Origin of the sequence: Synechococcus sp. F70.1, from assembly GCF_047502745.1 — a bacterium.
Classification (GTDB): Bacteria; Cyanobacteriota; Cyanobacteriia; order Thermostichales; family Thermostichaceae; genus Thermostichus.
Window position 1 is genome coordinate 66,048 of sequence record NZ_JANSJL010000087.1, and the last position, 14,927, is coordinate 80,974.

13 protein-coding genes are annotated in these 14,927 nt (G+C 61.4%); 5 read left to right on the plus strand and 8 right to left on the minus strand.

The genetic code is table 11. The features are described from left to right. Positions 1-53 precede the first annotated feature (53 nt). Complete coding sequence (gene hrcA / locus NW860_RS09045) at positions 54-1,211, plus strand: heat-inducible transcriptional repressor HrcA (protein ID WP_414513730.1); 1,158 nt, start codon at positions 54-56, stop codon at positions 1,209-1,211. Positions 1,212-1,249: 38 nt separating this feature from the next. Continuing rightward, entirely contained in the window at positions 1,250-2,257 is a 1,008-nt protein-coding gene (gene tilS, locus NW860_RS09050; protein WP_414513732.1) for a tRNA lysidine(34) synthetase TilS, read from the plus strand. Here tilS and trpE read toward each other — a convergent pair. Next, positions 2,254-3,771, minus strand: a complete 1,518-nt coding sequence (trpE, locus tag NW860_RS09055) for an anthranilate synthase component I (protein ID WP_414513734.1) — start codon at positions 3,769-3,771, stop codon at positions 2,254-2,256. The genes tilS and trpE overlap by 4 nt on opposite strands. Before the next feature lie 113 nt (positions 3,772-3,884). Here trpE and NW860_RS09060 point away from each other — a divergent pair, with 113 nt between their 5' ends. Next, the gene (locus NW860_RS09060) at positions 3,885-4,454 is read left to right on the plus strand and encodes an NUDIX hydrolase (RefSeq protein WP_414405538.1); all 570 of its coding nucleotides are present in this window, start codon (positions 3,885-3,887) and stop codon (positions 4,452-4,454) included. A 23-nt stretch (positions 4,455-4,477) separates the two neighbouring features. On the opposite strand, the gene NW860_RS09065 is transcribed toward NW860_RS09060, so the two are convergent. The 4 genes from NW860_RS09065 to NW860_RS09080 form a co-directional block, all read right to left on the minus strand. Continuing rightward, positions 4,478-5,512, minus strand: a complete 1,035-nt coding sequence (locus tag NW860_RS09065; protein ID WP_414513737.1) for a glucokinase — start codon at positions 5,510-5,512, stop codon at positions 4,478-4,480. A gap of 202 nt (positions 5,513-5,714) precedes the next feature. Beyond that, positions 5,715-6,311, minus strand: a complete 597-nt coding sequence (locus NW860_RS09070) for a hypothetical protein (protein WP_414513738.1) — start codon at positions 6,309-6,311, stop codon at positions 5,715-5,717. A gap of 30 nt (positions 6,312-6,341) precedes the next feature. Further along, on the minus strand, positions 6,342-6,866 hold the full coding sequence (ilvN, locus tag NW860_RS09075; protein WP_414405579.1) for an acetolactate synthase small subunit: 525 nt from the start codon (positions 6,864-6,866) through the stop codon (positions 6,342-6,344). Between the two features lie 114 nt (positions 6,867-6,980). Continuing rightward, positions 6,981-8,030, minus strand: a complete 1,050-nt coding sequence (locus NW860_RS09080; RefSeq protein ID WP_414513740.1) for a tetratricopeptide repeat protein — start codon at positions 8,028-8,030, stop codon at positions 6,981-6,983. A 486-nt stretch (positions 8,031-8,516) separates the two neighbouring features. Between NW860_RS09080 and NW860_RS09085 the strand changes: the two genes are divergently transcribed. Then, the gene (locus tag NW860_RS09085) at positions 8,517-10,355 is read left to right on the plus strand and encodes a peptidoglycan D,D-transpeptidase FtsI family protein (protein ID WP_414513742.1); all 1,839 of its coding nucleotides are present in this window, start codon (positions 8,517-8,519) and stop codon (positions 10,353-10,355) included. 13 nt (positions 10,356-10,368) lie between these two features. On the opposite strand, the gene NW860_RS09090 is transcribed toward NW860_RS09085, so the two are convergent. The 3 genes from NW860_RS09090 to NW860_RS09100 form a co-directional block, all read right to left on the minus strand. Beyond that, a complete protein-coding gene (locus NW860_RS09090; protein WP_414513744.1) occupies positions 10,369-11,592 on the minus strand; it encodes a glycosyltransferase in 1,224 nt (407 codons plus the stop codon). Between the two features lie 636 nt (positions 11,593-12,228). Next, positions 12,229-12,678 (minus strand): sulfocyanin-like copper-binding protein, encoded by a 450-nt coding sequence (locus NW860_RS09095; protein ID WP_414405532.1) that lies wholly within the window; start codon positions 12,676-12,678, stop codon positions 12,229-12,231. Between the two features lie 45 nt (positions 12,679-12,723). Further along, a complete protein-coding gene (locus tag NW860_RS09100; RefSeq protein ID WP_414513746.1) occupies positions 12,724-13,401 on the minus strand; it encodes a 4'-phosphopantetheinyl transferase family protein in 678 nt (225 codons plus the stop codon). Positions 13,402-13,540: 139 nt separating this feature from the next. Between NW860_RS09100 and NW860_RS09105 the strand changes: the two genes are divergently transcribed. Continuing rightward, the gene (locus tag NW860_RS09105) at positions 13,541-14,884 is read left to right on the plus strand and encodes an LCP family protein (RefSeq protein ID WP_414513748.1); all 1,344 of its coding nucleotides are present in this window, start codon (positions 13,541-13,543) and stop codon (positions 14,882-14,884) included. Positions 14,885-14,927 lie beyond the last annotated feature (43 nt).

Consider the following 14,927-nt stretch of genomic DNA (forward strand, 5'->3'; position numbering starts at 1 on the left):
TTGCTTGGCAGTCTGCTTTGAGATACGGGTTAACCAGATTCTTTTGAGCGGCCATGAAACTTGAACTGACTCCCCGCCAGCGGAAGATCCTCTGGGCGACAGTGCGCAGCTACATTGCAACGGCTGAACCTGTCGGCTCCAAGACTTTGGCTCAGTCGTATAACTTTGGGGTAAGCACAGCCACCATTCGTAACGACTTAGCCACCCTTGAGCAGGCGGGGTTGCTGTTCCAGCCCCACACCTCTGCCGGTCGGATCCCTTCCGACTTTGGCTATCGGGTTTATGTCAACGATTTGTTGACCTCCGTCTGCATGGAGGGGATCCCCGACGACGCTCCCCAGCCGGAGCCCCACCCTGCGCTGCAGCGGCTGTTGGATCAGGTTAGTCGCGAGCTGGGAGACGACCTCGACAGTTTCCTCCAGAGGGTGGCGCAGCTTTTGGCCCACGTGAGCGGCTGCATTGCCCTCATCACCCCCCCTCAGGGGCCCCTTGTAGCCATTCACCACGTGCAGTTGCTGTCGGTAGGGCCAGGGCGGGTGATGGTGGTGGTGGTTACCGATTCCTACCAAGCCCACTCAGCCTTGGTCAGCCCACCGGCATGGCCCGACAGCCGCTATGAGGATTTGGAAGACGAGCTGCAGCTACTGAGCAACTTTCTCACCCTCAAGCTGCGGGGCAAGACCTTTGCCGAGCTGCAGGACCTGAGCTGGCTAAAGCTAGACGAAGAGTTTCGCGCCTACAGCCAGTGGCTGCAGCAACTGCTGCGCTCAGTGGTCCAGCGCTACCTGCGGCCCTCTTTGGGGCCTGTGTTTAGCGCAGGCATGACAGAGCTGATGCGACAGCCAGAGTTCTCCCAGACCCAACGGGTGCAAGCGGTGGCCCAGTTGATTGAGGCGGGATCCGAGCAACTGCAAGGGATGATTGGGCTCTATACTACCAGCCCCCCAGATTGCCAGATCTCTAGCGAGGCTACTCCTTCTGCCCCGCCCTCCTCTGGCGATCCCTTCCACACCATCCCCGTGGTCATCTACATTGGCAGCGAGAATCCGCTGGAGTCTCTGCGCCACTGCACGGTTATCACCTCAGTCTACCGCCGTCGCTCGGCGCCGCTGGGGACGGTTACCGTGCTGGGGCCAACGCGGATGGCCTACGAGCGGAGCATTGCAGCGGTGCAGACGGTGGCCTCCCATCTCACGCGGGCTCTGGCCTAGGAAGTCTAGGTGCAAGTTCCCAAGAGCAATCGCCCACCGTGGCCAGACTCTCCCCTCTTCACCTACGCGTTCAGTGTGCCATCCGCGAGCGGCAACTGCTGCGCCCCGGCCAGCGGCTGCTAGTGGCCCTTTCCGGCGGGCAAGATTCTTTCTGTCTGCTCCAGATCCTGCGCGATCTGCAGCGGCGCTGGAACTGGCAAATCTTTGTCCTGCACTGTAACCACCGCTGGTCGGAGGATGAAACGGCGTGTGCCTGCTTTTTGCAAGAGTGGCTGCAGCAGCAGGGCCTGCCTCATGCCATTGAAACTGCCGATCCCATCCGCTGGGATGAGGCGGGGGCTCGGGTTTGGCGCTACCAACAGCTGGACAAATGGGCGCGCACCTGGAATTGCGAGGCAGTGGTTACGGGGCACACCGCCAGTGACCGCGCGGAGACGTTCTTGTGGAACCTGCTGCGGGGCACGGGGGCAGCTGGGCTAGCTAGTCTGGATTGGCGGCGGCGTTTGGACGAGCGGGATCCCTTCTCGGCCTGGCTGGTGCGGCCTCTCCTAGGCCTTTTCCGGTGGGAAACAGAGGAGTTTTGCCGGCAGTACCAGCTTCCGGTCTGGCCGGATCGCAGCAATCAAGATTTGGCGCACGGACGCAACCGTCTCCGCCTGGAGGTGATACCCTATCTCAAGCGGCACCTCAATCCCCAGGTGGAAAAAGCTCTGAACCGGGCCGCCATCTTGTTACAAGCAGAACATGAACTGGTGGTGGCCCAAGCCGCTCAGCTATGGCCGCAGGTGTATGAGCCGGCCCTGCCGGGGTTGCGGCGGGATCCCTTGCGAGCTGCTCCCCTTGCGCTGCAGCGGCAAGTCCTGTTTCAGTTCTTGTCCTTGCTGCTCCCCCATCACCCCACCTTTGAGCAGGTGGAAGCCGGGGTCCGGCTCCTCAAAGCAGGTCGCCGCAGCCGCAGCCCCGACTACCCCGGCGGTGGCTGGCTGGAGGTGAAGGAAGAGTACTTGGCTTGGGTTTCTCGCCCTTGCGCTCAACAGCAGCGCTAAAGCGGCCCTGCGCCACCCTGGCTTTCCTGCAAACTGGCTACAGCCATGAGCATGCCCCGCGCTTTGTTCAAACATTCTTGGTACTCCCGCTCCGGCTCCGAGTCGGCCACAATGCCCGCCCCCGCCTGCACACTCACCTGGCCGCGGTGAACCAGGAGGGTGCGGATGGTGATGGCGGTGTTCAGTTGGCCGGCAAAGTCGTAGTAGCCGTAGGCGCCAGCGTAGGGGCCGCGGCGGCACCCTTCCAGTTCGTGGATAATCTGCATGGCGCGGATCTTAGGAGCGCCGGTAACCGTGCCCGCAGGAAAGGTGGCCCGCAGCAGATCCCAGGCGCTGTAGCGGGGATCCAACTGCCCCACCACGTTGCTGACAATGTGCATCACGTGGCTGTAGCGCTCAATCTGCATCAGGTCGTCCACCTGCACGGATCCCAGGCGGCAGACCCGGCCTAGGTCGTTGCGGGCCAAGTCCACCAGCATCACATGTTCCGCCCGCTCCTTGGGATCCGCCAACAGCTCCTGCTCCAACTGGTGGTCTTCGGCAGGGGTAGCGCCGCGAGGGCGGGTGCCGGCAATGGGACGAACGGTGGCAAGGCGCTCTTCCCCAACGCGGCTGAGCTTGACCATCACCTCTGGGCTGGAGCCGACAAGGCAAAGATCGCCAAACTGGAGAAATGCCATGTAGGGAGAGGGGTTAATGAGCCGCAGGGAGCGATAAAGCCGGAAGGGATCGCCGGCAAAGGGAGTGGTGAAGCGCTGCGAGAGCACAACCTGAAAGATCTCGCCGGCGCGGATGTACTCTTTGGCCCGCTCCACGGCCTGGCAGTAGGCGTTGCGGCTGAGCGTGCTGGGGGGGATCTGATCCGGCAGGTGGGGCTTCCAGTTGAGGCTGAGGTGGGATAGGGCCAGGGGGGCGCTGAGCTGCTGCACCAACTTTTCCACCCTCTGGCAGGCTTGGGCGTAGGCCTGCTCCGCCGGCTGCTGGCGCGTGTCAGCAAAGGCCACCACCCAGATCTTGCGCTTGACCTGGTCGAAGATGAGGATGCTGTCCACCTGCATCAGGATGGCGTCGGGAGGGTCCTCTGGTTGCAGGGGATAGATGGGCACCTTGGGCTCAATCCAGCGGATGAGCTCATAGCCCCAGTAGCCAAAGAGCCCGCCAATGCTGCTGGGCAACTCCGGCAGGTGCACCGGCTCATAGGGCTCTAGGCAGCGGGCCAAGATGGCGAAGGGATCCCCCCGATGCTGCTCCCGATGCCCATCGCGGTGGATTTGCCAAGCCTGATCCCCGCGCACCTCCAGCACCCACTGGGGATCGCAGCCGAGGAAGCTGTAGCGGGCCACCTGTTCCCCTCCCTCCACTGATTCCAGCAGAAAGTTGTAGGGCTGCCCGGCGCAGACGCGGTACCAGGCAGAGACAGGCGTTTCCAAATCCGCCACCCATTCCTGGTACACCGGGATGAAGTTGCCCTGACCCGTGAGGGCAAGAAACTCTTTCAGGGGAGGGTAAATCATGGCTTGCCAGGTGGGATCCCTGCTTTCCCCGACTGTATCCCACAGTGGATCCCTGGCAACAGGGCCGGAAACCACTAAGCTAGGAGCGGCTCTACTCTTGGGAAATCTTGGCCATGCAAATCCCATCGCAAGTCCTCCGCGAGCGCCTGCGCTTTCAGGGCCACAAGTACACCTTCGTCAGCCAGCGTCTGCGCTTTCCCAACGGCACAGAGGGGGAGCGGGAGTACCTCATCCACCCCGGGGGCGTGGTGGCTGTGCCAGTGACTGCCGAGGGCAAGTTTGTCTGCATTCGCCAGTATCGCTTTGCCGTCGCCTCCTACCTTTATGAATTTCCAGCGGGTACGGTCGAGCCGGGAGAACATCCGGACGAAACCATTCGCCGCGAGCTGGAGGAAGAAACCGGTCTGCGGGCCCACCGCTGGGATTCACTTGGCCAGTTTTATCTCTGCCCCGGCTATTCCAGCGAGATTATGTACGCCTATCTGGCGCGGGATCTGGAAGTGCTGGACTCTCCTCCAGCAAGGGATGAAGACGAAGACATTACTGTTGTCGAGTTTTCCCCGGCTGAACTTACAGAGAAAGCTCGTTTTGGCCTTGATTTGGACAGCAAATCCATTGCCTGCTTTTGGCGGGCTCAGCTGTTTTTGGCCTCGGAAAAGGGGGTCAGTGCCGCTGGGAGCTAATCCCCCGCAGCGAAAGAGGAGGACTACAGCAAGGTGGCAGCATGGCGGGCGGCCCCCCTCAAACCCACCTGCTCGTTAAGCACCACCTGCACCGACAGCTGTTCCAACAGCGGCCGCATTCGCCCTTTGTCCAAAAACGCCGCTAGAAACTCCCCCTGGCGCAACAGGGGCAAGAGCTTGGGGGCAATCCCACCGGCAAGGAACAGCCCACCCCGGGGCAATAGGTGCAGGGCAAAATTGCCAACAGCCGCTCCGTAGAGGCTAATAAACAGCCGCAAACACTCCATAGCTAGAGGATCCCGTCCCTCGAGGGCGGCATTAGCAATGTGGGCGGCTGGATCAATTTCCCTAGCTCCCCCTTCCCAGGCAGCAACCTGGGCTAACCCTTGCTCCTCTCCCTGGGACCGGCGACTATCCCGCAAAAACTGGTAGATAGCTACGATCCCCTGGCCGGAGACCACCCGCTCGGTGGAGACACGCCCGTATCGCTGTTGCAAATACTGCAGCAGCTCCCATTCCAGAGGAGTGCGCGGGGGAAAATCCACATGGCCTCCCTCGCTGGGATAGACCTGGTAGCCGCCTTCTCCCCAGGTAAGGTAGGCCTGCCCCAGCCCCGTGCCCGCCCCTATGACGCCAATGGGTGCCCGCGGCTGCCGCTCCCCCGCTTGCAGAGTCTCCAGCTCCGCATCGTGCAGGGCTAGCACGCCATAGCCTACGGCGCTGAAGTCGTTGATCAAGGCCAGGCGCGGGATCCCCAGTTCTGCCGTCAACTGGCTTGAGTGCAAGCTCCAGGACAGGTTGGTGATTTTGGCCCTTTGTCCGCCGCTTTTCTCCTCCACCACTGGGCCGGCCACGGCAAAACAAGCAGCAGCCGGCTGCGGATCCCACCCCAGCTCCTGCCGAGCTTGGGCCAGAAACTCCTGCACCAGGGGGGTAAGGCTGGAGTAATTTTGGCTGGCGTAGCGGCGGCTGTAGAGGCTGTGCTCGGGATCCTCGGCCTTGACCAGACTGAGGCTGGTCTTGGTGCCCCCAACATCTCCGGCCAGCAGCAACTCCATGGGGCCTTCTCCGAGCAGCGCGCCCATTCCACCCTGCCATTTTCGGCAGGGCTCTGGCAATGGACGTCGGAATCCAGAGGTGGGAAGGTCTCTTGCCCATGCCAGGGTTACCCCGAGCTGGCTGGCGGAACCGGGGCTGGCTGCGTTGGGAGCCGCTCTGGCCCATGCTGAATTGGCGGCAACGCTTTGCCCGCCTTGGCACCTAGTTTGGCTCCCTCTGAGGCACGGCAGGAGTGGCAGCAGGCGACGCCGTTTGACCGGCTGGAGACGCAGCTGACGCAGGGGAGGGTGCCTCTGCTTGCCCAGGGGGCAAGAAATCGACGACTTCCCACCCCTTGCCATCGGGGGAGCTAGAGGCCAACAGCCATCGCTCAGTTAGGCCTTGAGACCCCGCCGATTGGACTTGTTGGCGGGCCAAGGTGAGCTGAAAGGGATCGCCTTTGCGGCGGTAGGGGCGGCGGGATCCCGGTGGCTTCACCCTTAGAGTATAGGTGCCGCTGAGGTGGTGGATCTCTAGTTTTTCCCCGGTTGCTACCCGCAGCCCCGTCTCCCGGCGATCCCGGCGAATGCGAACATCCTGCACTTCCAGATGGGCTGCCAAGCGGTCGCTGCCCACCAGCGAGGCTACTGGCTCCGACAGGTGAGCAATCTGGTAGGTCAGGGCCTGTTGGACAACAGACTGAGGTGGCTGGGGAGCGCAGCCTGCTAGGAGCCCCACCAGGGCAAGGGCCAGGAGGTTGAGTAGACAACGCCTGCCACGGTTGCTTGCGGCTTTTGCCGTGGCCCTCTCCCTAGGCATCTCCTCTTCCCGGCAGCTTGGCCAAGTCTGTTAGACCATAGCAGCGTTGGGGTGCTGCTTTAGGTATTCGGTATTAACTCCCGACTCGCGGGTGAGCGCCACTAGACCCGTGCGGGCGATCTCCCGAATGCCAAAGCTAGTCAACATTTTGATGATGGCGGCCATTTTGCCCGGATCCCCGGTGACTTCCAAAGTTAAAGACTCTTCCGCCACATCGACAATGCGGGCCCGGAACATCTGCGCCACGTCCATGATGGCAGAGCGGGTTTCGATGCTGGCATTGACCTTGACCAGCATCAGCTCCCGTTCTACACAGGGGACGTGGGTAATATCCGTTACTTTCAGAACCTCGATGAGCTTGTAGAGCTGCTTGGTTAGCTGCTCCACATCGTGCTCGTCTCCCTGCACCACCATGGTGATGCGGGAGATCCCAGGCCGTTCAGTAGGGCCAACGGTGAGGCTGTCGATATTGAAGCCCCGGCGGGCAAACATGCCGGCAATGCGGGTTAAGACGCCGGGCTGATCCTGCACAAGAGCGCTGAGGGTATGTCTCACGGCAACCGCAGAGGAGAGTGGCGGGAAGTAGGCGATGGCCTTGTACAAATCCTACCCCAATTCCACAGCTGCCAGGAGGGATCCTCGAGCCTTGCCGAATTGAACTCAGCCGTGCTAAGGATCTCCCTCTTCATCCTGGAGTTGGCGCAAAGCGCGCTGCACCTGCTCTTGCAGAACCCGGTTGTGGCGCTGGTGGCCAAGGTGCAAGGCGGCTTGCCAGCTGGCAATGGCGGTCTTGAGGTCTCCCATATTCCGGTAGGCCAGTCCCCTCGCGTAGAGGCCGTACTCGTCGGCAAGGTCAAGGGGAATGCCGCTGGCCTCTAGGCGAAAGGCCTGGTCGTAGTCGTCGAGGGCTGCCCCAAGCTCCCCCAGCTCGTAGAGCAGATTGCCCCTGAGGTAGAGAGCGCAGGGCTGGCCGGGCTCTGCCTCTAGGCTACGGCTGAGGTCGGCAATCGCTTCGAGGTAGCGATCGGCCCAGGCGTAGGCGATCCCCCGCCGGTAGTAATGGGCTGGGCAGGGATCCCAGCGGATGGCCTGGGACCAGTCGGCTACAGCCGCCTCCCACTCCCCCAGGTAGCCGTACACCTGAGCACGGCAGGCATAGGCGAGCGCCCAGGTGGGATCCCGCGCAACTGCCTCATCCAAGTGAGCCAGCGCTGAAGGTAGGGATCCCTGCTGCAGGTACAGCTCAGCTAGGCGGAGGTGGTAAGTAGGGCTGGGATGCAGCTGTACTAGCTTGGTCAACTCGGCGGTTGCCCCTTGCAGATCCCCTCGCGCTTGGTAAATGAGGCTGCGGTAGAAACAGGGTTCTGGGCGACGGGGGATCAACTGGGCAGCCTGGTCGAAGTCTTCCAGGGCCTGGGCAAGCTGACCCAGTTCGAGGCGGATCTGTCCCTGCAGGAGGTAGGCGTTGGCTAGACGGGGATCCCGTTGCAGCGCCAGGGTAAGCTGCCGCAGGGCCCCTAGCAGATCCCGGTTGAGCCACCGTTCGCGAGCGCGGTTGTAGGCCAAGATGGCCGGGCGAGTAAAGGCAGAAATCGCCGCTGCGCTGGCCAGGCCCATCACCGCCAAGAGGCGATCCTGGTGCCAACTGGCCAGGCTCCCCAGCAGCAAGGCAGCGGCAACCCCAAGGCGCAGGCCAGCAGAGGTGTAGGCTTTGAGCATGGTATTCCGCCGCCCTGAAAGACCTGCGAAACGATAACAAAATTTATGGCAGGGCATTGCTTGCCGCGTTTCTGCCTTCTTCCTGCTTCCACGACCTGTAGCTGGTAGTAGACTCTACACCTACCAGCCGGCTAGGGGGGTCTCCACAGACGTCACTTCCTGTCGAGCTGACGGGAGTTGCCCCTTGCTCTGGATGCCAACCTTAGCTTAGGCAAAATACCTACCGAAGAGAGGTAGCTGCCGGCCCACTAGCTCAGCTACTCCACGTTAAGTCAGAAGATTTGTTGGCAACGCTAGATTTGTTGGCAACGCTGTCCAGTGTGCCACAAAAGTAGCAAAGTGCTCCGCACCCGTGTTGCAAACGAGAGCCCCCTGGCCTAATCCCGACACCCGCCCGGTAAAACGCTGGCCAGAGGAGGAGATGGGCGTCAAACTGACGGTGGTATCTACCCAAAGGCAGCAGTGGAAGACAAGTCGAGGACTGGCTTGGGCCGGCAGCCTTTACAGAATAGCCAGAGCAGCCGGCAACTTGCCCGCTGGCGCCGCCACCGAGCTAAGGAACGGCAGCTGGCGTGGCTTTGGGAGGATCGGATCCCGACGGCCCGACAACTGAACTTTCGCCTTGCGGCGGTGGGCTTGGCTTTGGCCGTCGCTTTCTTGGGAGCGGGGGCGCGTTTGGTTTACTTGCAACACTACCAAGGGCCAACCCTACAGCAGCGGGCCGAGGCTCAGCAGCGGGCCCACCTCCGACCCTTCCTCCCTCGCCGCTCGATCGTGGATCGCCACTCCGTAGCTCGGCAGCAGGCGGAGCTGTTGGCCGTAGATCGCCCTGCCTATACCCTTTGGGCCCATCCCCGCCTTTTTGGCAGGCGCACTCCGCAGGAGATTGCCACGGCTCTAGCCCCTCTGCTGCGGCGGCCAGTTGAGCAATTGACCCAGCAGTTGTCGGCTAACCATGCGGTGCGGCTGGAGCGCTGGCTGGCGCCAGAAGTGGCGGAGCAAATTCAGGCTCTGTACCTGGACGGCCTGGAGCTGGTGAGCGAGCGGCAGCGGGTTTATCCCCAAAAGGAGATGGCTGCCGAGGTGGTGGGCTATGTGGATTTAGACCACCGCGGCCAGGCAGGAGTGGAATATTCTCAACAGGCACTGCTGGAGCGGACAGTTCAGCCAGTTACCATTCCCCGAGATGGCTACGGCCAGTTGTTGGCTGCCGAGGTGCCGGAAAGGCTGCTGCAATCCGGCGAGACGGTGCTGCAACTGACCTTGGACATGCGCCTGCAGCGGGCTGCCCGCGCTGCTTTGAAAGCCCAGATGGAACGGTTTCAGGCGCTGCGGGGCACGGTGATTGTTTTGCAGCCCCACACTGGCGAGATCCTCGCCTTGGTGAGCGAGCCCACCTACGATCCCAACCGCTACTTCGAGTACGACCCTGCCCTTTTTCGCAACTGGGCCGTTACAGACTTGTACGAGCCGGGATCCACCTTCAAGCCTATCAACATCGCCATTGGGCTCGATGCCGGGGCCTTCACCGCCAGCGAGCGGGTTTACGACGCAGGGCGGATCTGGATTGGCCGCTGGCCCATCCAAAACCACGACTACCGCCAGCGGGGTGCCCATGGCTGGCTAAGCGTTACCGAGATTCTGCGCCTGTCCAGCAACGTGGGTATGGTGCACCTGATGCAAAAGCTGGATCCCCGCCAGTACCACCATGCCCTCCTACGGCTGGGATTGAACGACCGCAGCGGTGTCGATCTGCCCTTCGAGCCGCCCAGCCGCCTGAAGCCCCTGCGGCAATTTGTAACCGTGCCAGTGGAGCGGGCCACCGTCGCCTTTGGCCAGGGATTGGCCCTCACTCCTCTGCAGTTAGCCGCCTTGCACTGCATCATCGCCAACGGCGGGTTAAAGGTGCGGCCCCATGTGGTGCGCGGCCTAGTGGAGAGGGATACTGACACCCTGGTTTGGGGCCCCCCCCGGCCAGCGCCAGTGCGGGTGCTCTCGGAAGAGGCCACGCTGGCAGTGCGCATCCAGATGCGGGATGTGGTGGACTTTGGCACTGGGCAGTCGGCCAAGGTCGAGGGGTATGAGATCGGCGGTAAAACGGGCACAGCGCAGAAAGTTGGGCCGCAGGGGGGCTACTTGCCCGGCAAGCGCATCACCAGTTTTGTGGCCTATTTCCCAGCCCTTCGTCCTCAGTATGTGATTTTGGCTGTGATCGACGAGCCCAAGGGGGAAGATGCCTTTGGATCGACGACGGCAGCTCCCGTGGTTCGCTTGGTGATCCAGGAGATCATCGCCCTGGAAGGGATCCGCCCCAATTCCCCATAGGAAAAGGCTGGGATCAGGACTGGCTGCCATGGGCATCTGACCTTGGTGCTGCCACCCGCCAGCTCAGTTTAGCGTTGAGATAAAAGTTCCAAAATACAACAATACCAATTGCGATCAAGTTAGCGAGCAAATAGTGAATGCCCAGGCGCTCGCTTAGCAAGATCAACAACAAAGAGTTGAGCAGCAGGCCAATCAAGCAAATGACATTAAACTTGACCAGTCGCTGCAGACGATTCCAGAGGCCTGGCTGTAGCCGAGTGACATGGCGAAAGGTCCAGAGGTCGTTCCAGAGGAAGTTATTGAGGATGGCCACCTCAGAGGCGATAAGTTTGCTGATAGCCAGATCCCACCCTAAGTTGTTGGGATCGTGGAACAGATACAGCAATGTCATATCCACAAACGTACCGGACAGTCCAACCATGCTGAAGCGCAAAAAGGATCCCACTTGACCTAGCGAAAAGCGCAGCGCAATGAGGTGGTGGAGATACTGGAGGCAGGTTTGCAGTTGGATTTTGCTCTCGCCGTTTTGGCGCTCCTGAAAGATGTAGCCGACTTCAGCAATGGTCCTCACCCGGCCCCGCGCCAGCACCTCAACTAGCAGCTTGTAGCCTTTGGGGCTGAGCGGGATCCCGGCAATAGCCTGGCGTCTAACTAGAAACAACCCGCTGAGAGGATCCGACACCCGCCTAAAAACCCCAGGAAGTAGCATCAGCCCAATCCACTGGGCCCCCCGGGAGACGAGGCGCCGGCCCAGGTTCCAGTGGCTCACTCCCCCCGACTCCGCGTAGCGGCTGCCCACCACCAGGTCTACTCCCTCTTGGATGGCAGGCCACAGCTTGAGAACAATCTCCGGCGGGTGCTGCAAGTCCCCATCCATCACCCCCAGGACCTCGCCGCGGGCCGCTTGCCATCCCCGCAACACCGCCGTGGCCAGCCCCCGTTCGTGGTCTCGGCAGATAACCTGCAGTTGGGGAAATTCCTCTTGCAGTTCCTGGGCCACTTTGGCGGTGTAATCGGGGCTATTGTCATCCACCACGATCAGCTCGTAGGCCCCAGGTAGGATTTTGTCCAGATGGGCACACAACTGCCGGATCAGGCTGCAGATGCTGGAGGCCTCGTTGTAGGTGGGAACAACCAGCGAAAGCTGGACAGAGGTGGGCTGAGAGAGCGGCGGGATTTGAATAGGGACTATCGAAGCTTGGGGATGGTCGGACGAAGTAAGAGTTCCCTGAGGCATTCAGCAGGCCATCCAAAAAACATCGAGGAGAATCCTAAGCAGGAGCGCGGAAACACCGCTCCGCGCCACCAAAGCGCTAATCCCCTATCCTATCGGGGGATAACCCCCAGAGCTAGACAGTTCTCCACCTGCCCAGCTTGCCTAGGGAGATCCCGTCGAAGGGAGCGGGATCTAGGCCGCGGCAGAGTTGGGCTCTCGCAAGCCTCGATGAGCGTTTGTTTGGCCTGCCAGTCGAGGAGGAGCTGCGCCATGGCTAAGCCGCCAAGGGGTTGCAGAGGGCCCTCTGGCCCGTTGCTATCTGTGGGCGGTAGTTGGCGCAGGTAGAGCTGGGTGGGCAGAGAGAGCAACTGAACCGAAACGTAGGGCAGGGGGCCGGCCTCTTGCCAACCGCCTCCACTGCAGGGGCGATAAACGTCTGCGGCGAGCGGCTGCCAACCGTCAACTGTGGCTCGTTGTAGCAGCAGATCCCGTGGACAGCTGTGAAGGGGAGCTGCTCAGAAAGAGAGGGCTAGGCTTTGCGAGCAGATGCCGCCTGCGGCTGTTGCATCCAGCGTCGCACCCTAGGCAGGAGAGGATTGTTCATCATTTGCTCGGCAACGTCTTTCTCTCCTTTAACCGGCCAGCCCAGGGAGCCGCCTAGTCGCCAATGGTGATCTGGCCAATCATGCCGGCTTCTGCGTGACCAGGGATGGTGCAAGCCAGAGAGTAGACCCCAGATTTGAGGGGGATAAACTGCCACTCCACCGACGCGCCCGGCTTGAGCTCAATTTCTCGGACCTGCCCTTTAATTTCCACGCCAGCCACCTCCAGTTTGCGTGTCCAAACAGCATCGGCAAAGTCCTTGGCGCTGAAGTAGTGCTTCAATTGGCTGGGGTTGCTCAAGCGCAATCGGTAGAGGTTGCCATTGCGAAAAAAGAGCTCCTTAGGCGCAAATACCAACTGGTTGTCAACCGTGCCCAGCTCGACTGCCCTGTCCTGGGGCGTTTGCCGCGACAGATCCCGTCCCCACGCCGGCCAGGAGATCCCGCTGCTCAACATCCACAGACAAAAGCTCACTAGCAGGAGATAGCGCAGCCCACGCAGCATACCCAACAGGGAAACTCGGCCTGGAACCTAAGATAGCAATCAGCTTTAGCCAGAGAGTACTTGACCAAGCCGCACAGTTGGGGGCGCCTCTTCGGCTGTTCCCCTCTCCCATTCCACCGCTACCGCTGCAACGTAGCCATCGGCAACCCCCAGAGGCAAGGTTAGCCAGCCGGGATCCCTGGCCAACCTTTTGGCACCAGCCAGGCCCACACCCATGGCTTTTAGGAGAGCCTCTTTTTGGGTCCATATCTGCAAAAAAGCCGCATCTCGCTCTGGCGGTGGGCAGGCCAGGAGGTAAGCTTGCTCGGCAGCAGAAAAGTAGCGGCGGGCAATGCGCTGCCAGCGGGGCACGGGTCGGATCCGCTCCAAGTCCACGCCAATTCGACGGTGCAGCGCCAAGCCAACCAGGATCCACTGGTGGGAGTGGCTGAGGTTAAACTGCAGCGGCAGAGGTGGATCCCGCCAGTAGGGCTTGCCGGTAACCGTGCGGTCGAGGGAGATGGCTTGAGGCGGAATGCCGCTATAGTGGCTAAGCAAAGTTCGCAGCAACAGGCGGCCAGCCAGAAAACGGCGCCGATCCTCCACCAGTTGCAATTGCCCCGCCCGCTGCCGTTCCTCGAGGGAGAGCAGGTCAAGCTGAGGAAGCAACACCTCCAGAGGGGGCACTGCCTGTAGCCACAGGTGGATCTCCGGCTTTTCCAGCTCCAGCAGCGGCTGCCGCAATCTTACCCTTCCACCCTCTTGAGACCTAGACAGCTCGAGAGGTTGCGAATGGGGTAACATGGCCTTGAGCTGGCGTGGTTGGCAACACCACCTAGACAGTACTTCCTTTAGACGTGTTCCCAAGGCCCGGCTCGAGCTAATGTCTTCCTTTCACTACCCACCCCGCCCCGGCCCTGTCCGCGCCGCTCGACAACAGGCCATTTGCCAAGGGATCCTCTGGCTGTTGCTGGGCTTTACGGCTATTTTGTCCGGCTCCGCTGGGGCCTTCCTGGCGGCCATACTGCACCGCCCGATCCTTCCCCCTTCTCTAAGTGCTGAGGAACAGGCAGCCTTTCGACCGGATGCCCTGCGCGCTGCTGCTCTAGATCGCTCCTTGCACATCCTCATTCTGGGCCTCGACAGGCCAGATCCCGTCCTCTTGGGAACAGGGGATCAGGACCGCTTCAACACCCGCTCTGATACCATTCTTCTGGCCCGCTTTGACCCCCAGGCGCGGCGGATTACCGTGTTGTCGATCCCCCGCGACACCCGTGTGCGCCTGCCCGGCTTCGGCGTGGCCAAGATCAACGCCGCCAACGTGGTGGGAGGCCCCGCCCTAACAGCTCAGGTGGTAAGCCAGTTGCTGGGCGGGATCCCGATTGACCGCTACGTCCGCCTCAATACCGAAGCCCTGGAAGCACTGATTGACGCGGTGGGTGGCGTAGAGGTCTACGTGCCGGAGCCCATGCACTACGTGGATCGTACGCAGCAGTTGTTCATTACCCTACAACCCGGCTGGCACCGCCTCAACGGCAAACAGGCCCACCACTTTGCCCGCTTTCGCCACGACCAGCTGGGGTTAGGAGATATTGGCCGGGTGCAACGGCAACAGGAGCTGCTGCGGGCCCTCAGCCGGGAACTGCTCTCCCCCGCCGTCTGGCCGCGCATCCCAAAGGTTTTGCAGGTTGTCCGCACCCACTTGGATACCAACCTCACCTGGGAAGAAGTCTTGAGCTTGGCCAAATTCCTTCTCACCTACGGCGGGGATCGCATGGATCTGGTGCTGTTGCCGGGCCGCTTCAGCCAGGCGGGAGAATTTGCCACCAGCTACTGGCTGCCGGATCTGGCCGGGATCCGCCGTGTGGCCGCCACCCATTTTGGCCTAGAGGCGGAAGTGACCCCCATCCCGCCGCAACACCTGCGCATAGCCGTGCAAAACGCTACCGGCAAGCCGGGGATGGCCCGCCGCATGGTGCAAGAACTGGTTAGACAGGGCTATGCCCAAGCTTTTGCCGTCGAGGATAGCCCCCAGGTGTTGCCGCGCACCGAGATCCTTGCCCAAAGTGGGGATCGGGAGGGGGCTAAGCAGGTTCGCGCTGCCATTGGGCTAGGGGAGCTGCGGGTGGAGTCCACGGGAGTTCTCAACTCCGACGTCACCATTCGCCTAGGTCAAGATTGGGTGGAGCAGCTTACCCTCGGTAGGAACCAAGCTCAGAGCCTCTAGGGCCAGCTGTTTGAGTGCAGATTTATTGCCCTGCTGCCCTAAA

What these genes read in the sequence shown, in the direction of transcription:
- hrcA (WP_414513730.1), top strand. Translation starts at nt 54, where the DNA reads ATGAAACTTGAACTGACTCCCCGCCAGCGGAAGATCCTCTGGGCGACA.
- trpE (WP_414513734.1), bottom strand. Translation starts at nt 3,771, where the DNA reads ATGATTTACCCTCCCCTGAAAGAGTTTCTTGCCCTCACGGGTCAGGGC.
- NW860_RS09060 (WP_414405538.1), top strand. Translation starts at nt 3,885, where the DNA reads ATGCAAATCCCATCGCAAGTCCTCCGCGAGCGCCTGCGCTTTCAGGGC.
- NW860_RS09065 (WP_414513737.1), bottom strand. Translation starts at nt 5,512, where the DNA reads ATGGAGTTGCTGCTGGCCGGAGATGTTGGGGGCACCAAGACCAGCCTC.
- NW860_RS09070 (WP_414513738.1), bottom strand. Translation starts at nt 6,311, where the DNA reads ATGCCTAGGGAGAGGGCCACGGCAAAAGCCGCAAGCAACCGTGGCAGG.
- NW860_RS09080 (WP_414513740.1), bottom strand. Translation starts at nt 8,030, where the DNA reads ATGCTCAAAGCCTACACCTCTGCTGGCCTGCGCCTTGGGGTTGCCGCT.
- NW860_RS09090 (WP_414513744.1), bottom strand. Translation starts at nt 11,592, where the DNA reads ATGCCTCAGGGAACTCTTACTTCGTCCGACCATCCCCAAGCTTCGATA.
- NW860_RS09095 (WP_414405532.1), bottom strand. Translation starts at nt 12,678, where the DNA reads ATGCTGCGTGGGCTGCGCTATCTCCTGCTAGTGAGCTTTTGTCTGTGG.
- NW860_RS09105 (WP_414513748.1), top strand. Translation starts at nt 13,541, where the DNA reads ATGTCTTCCTTTCACTACCCACCCCGCCCCGGCCCTGTCCGCGCCGCT.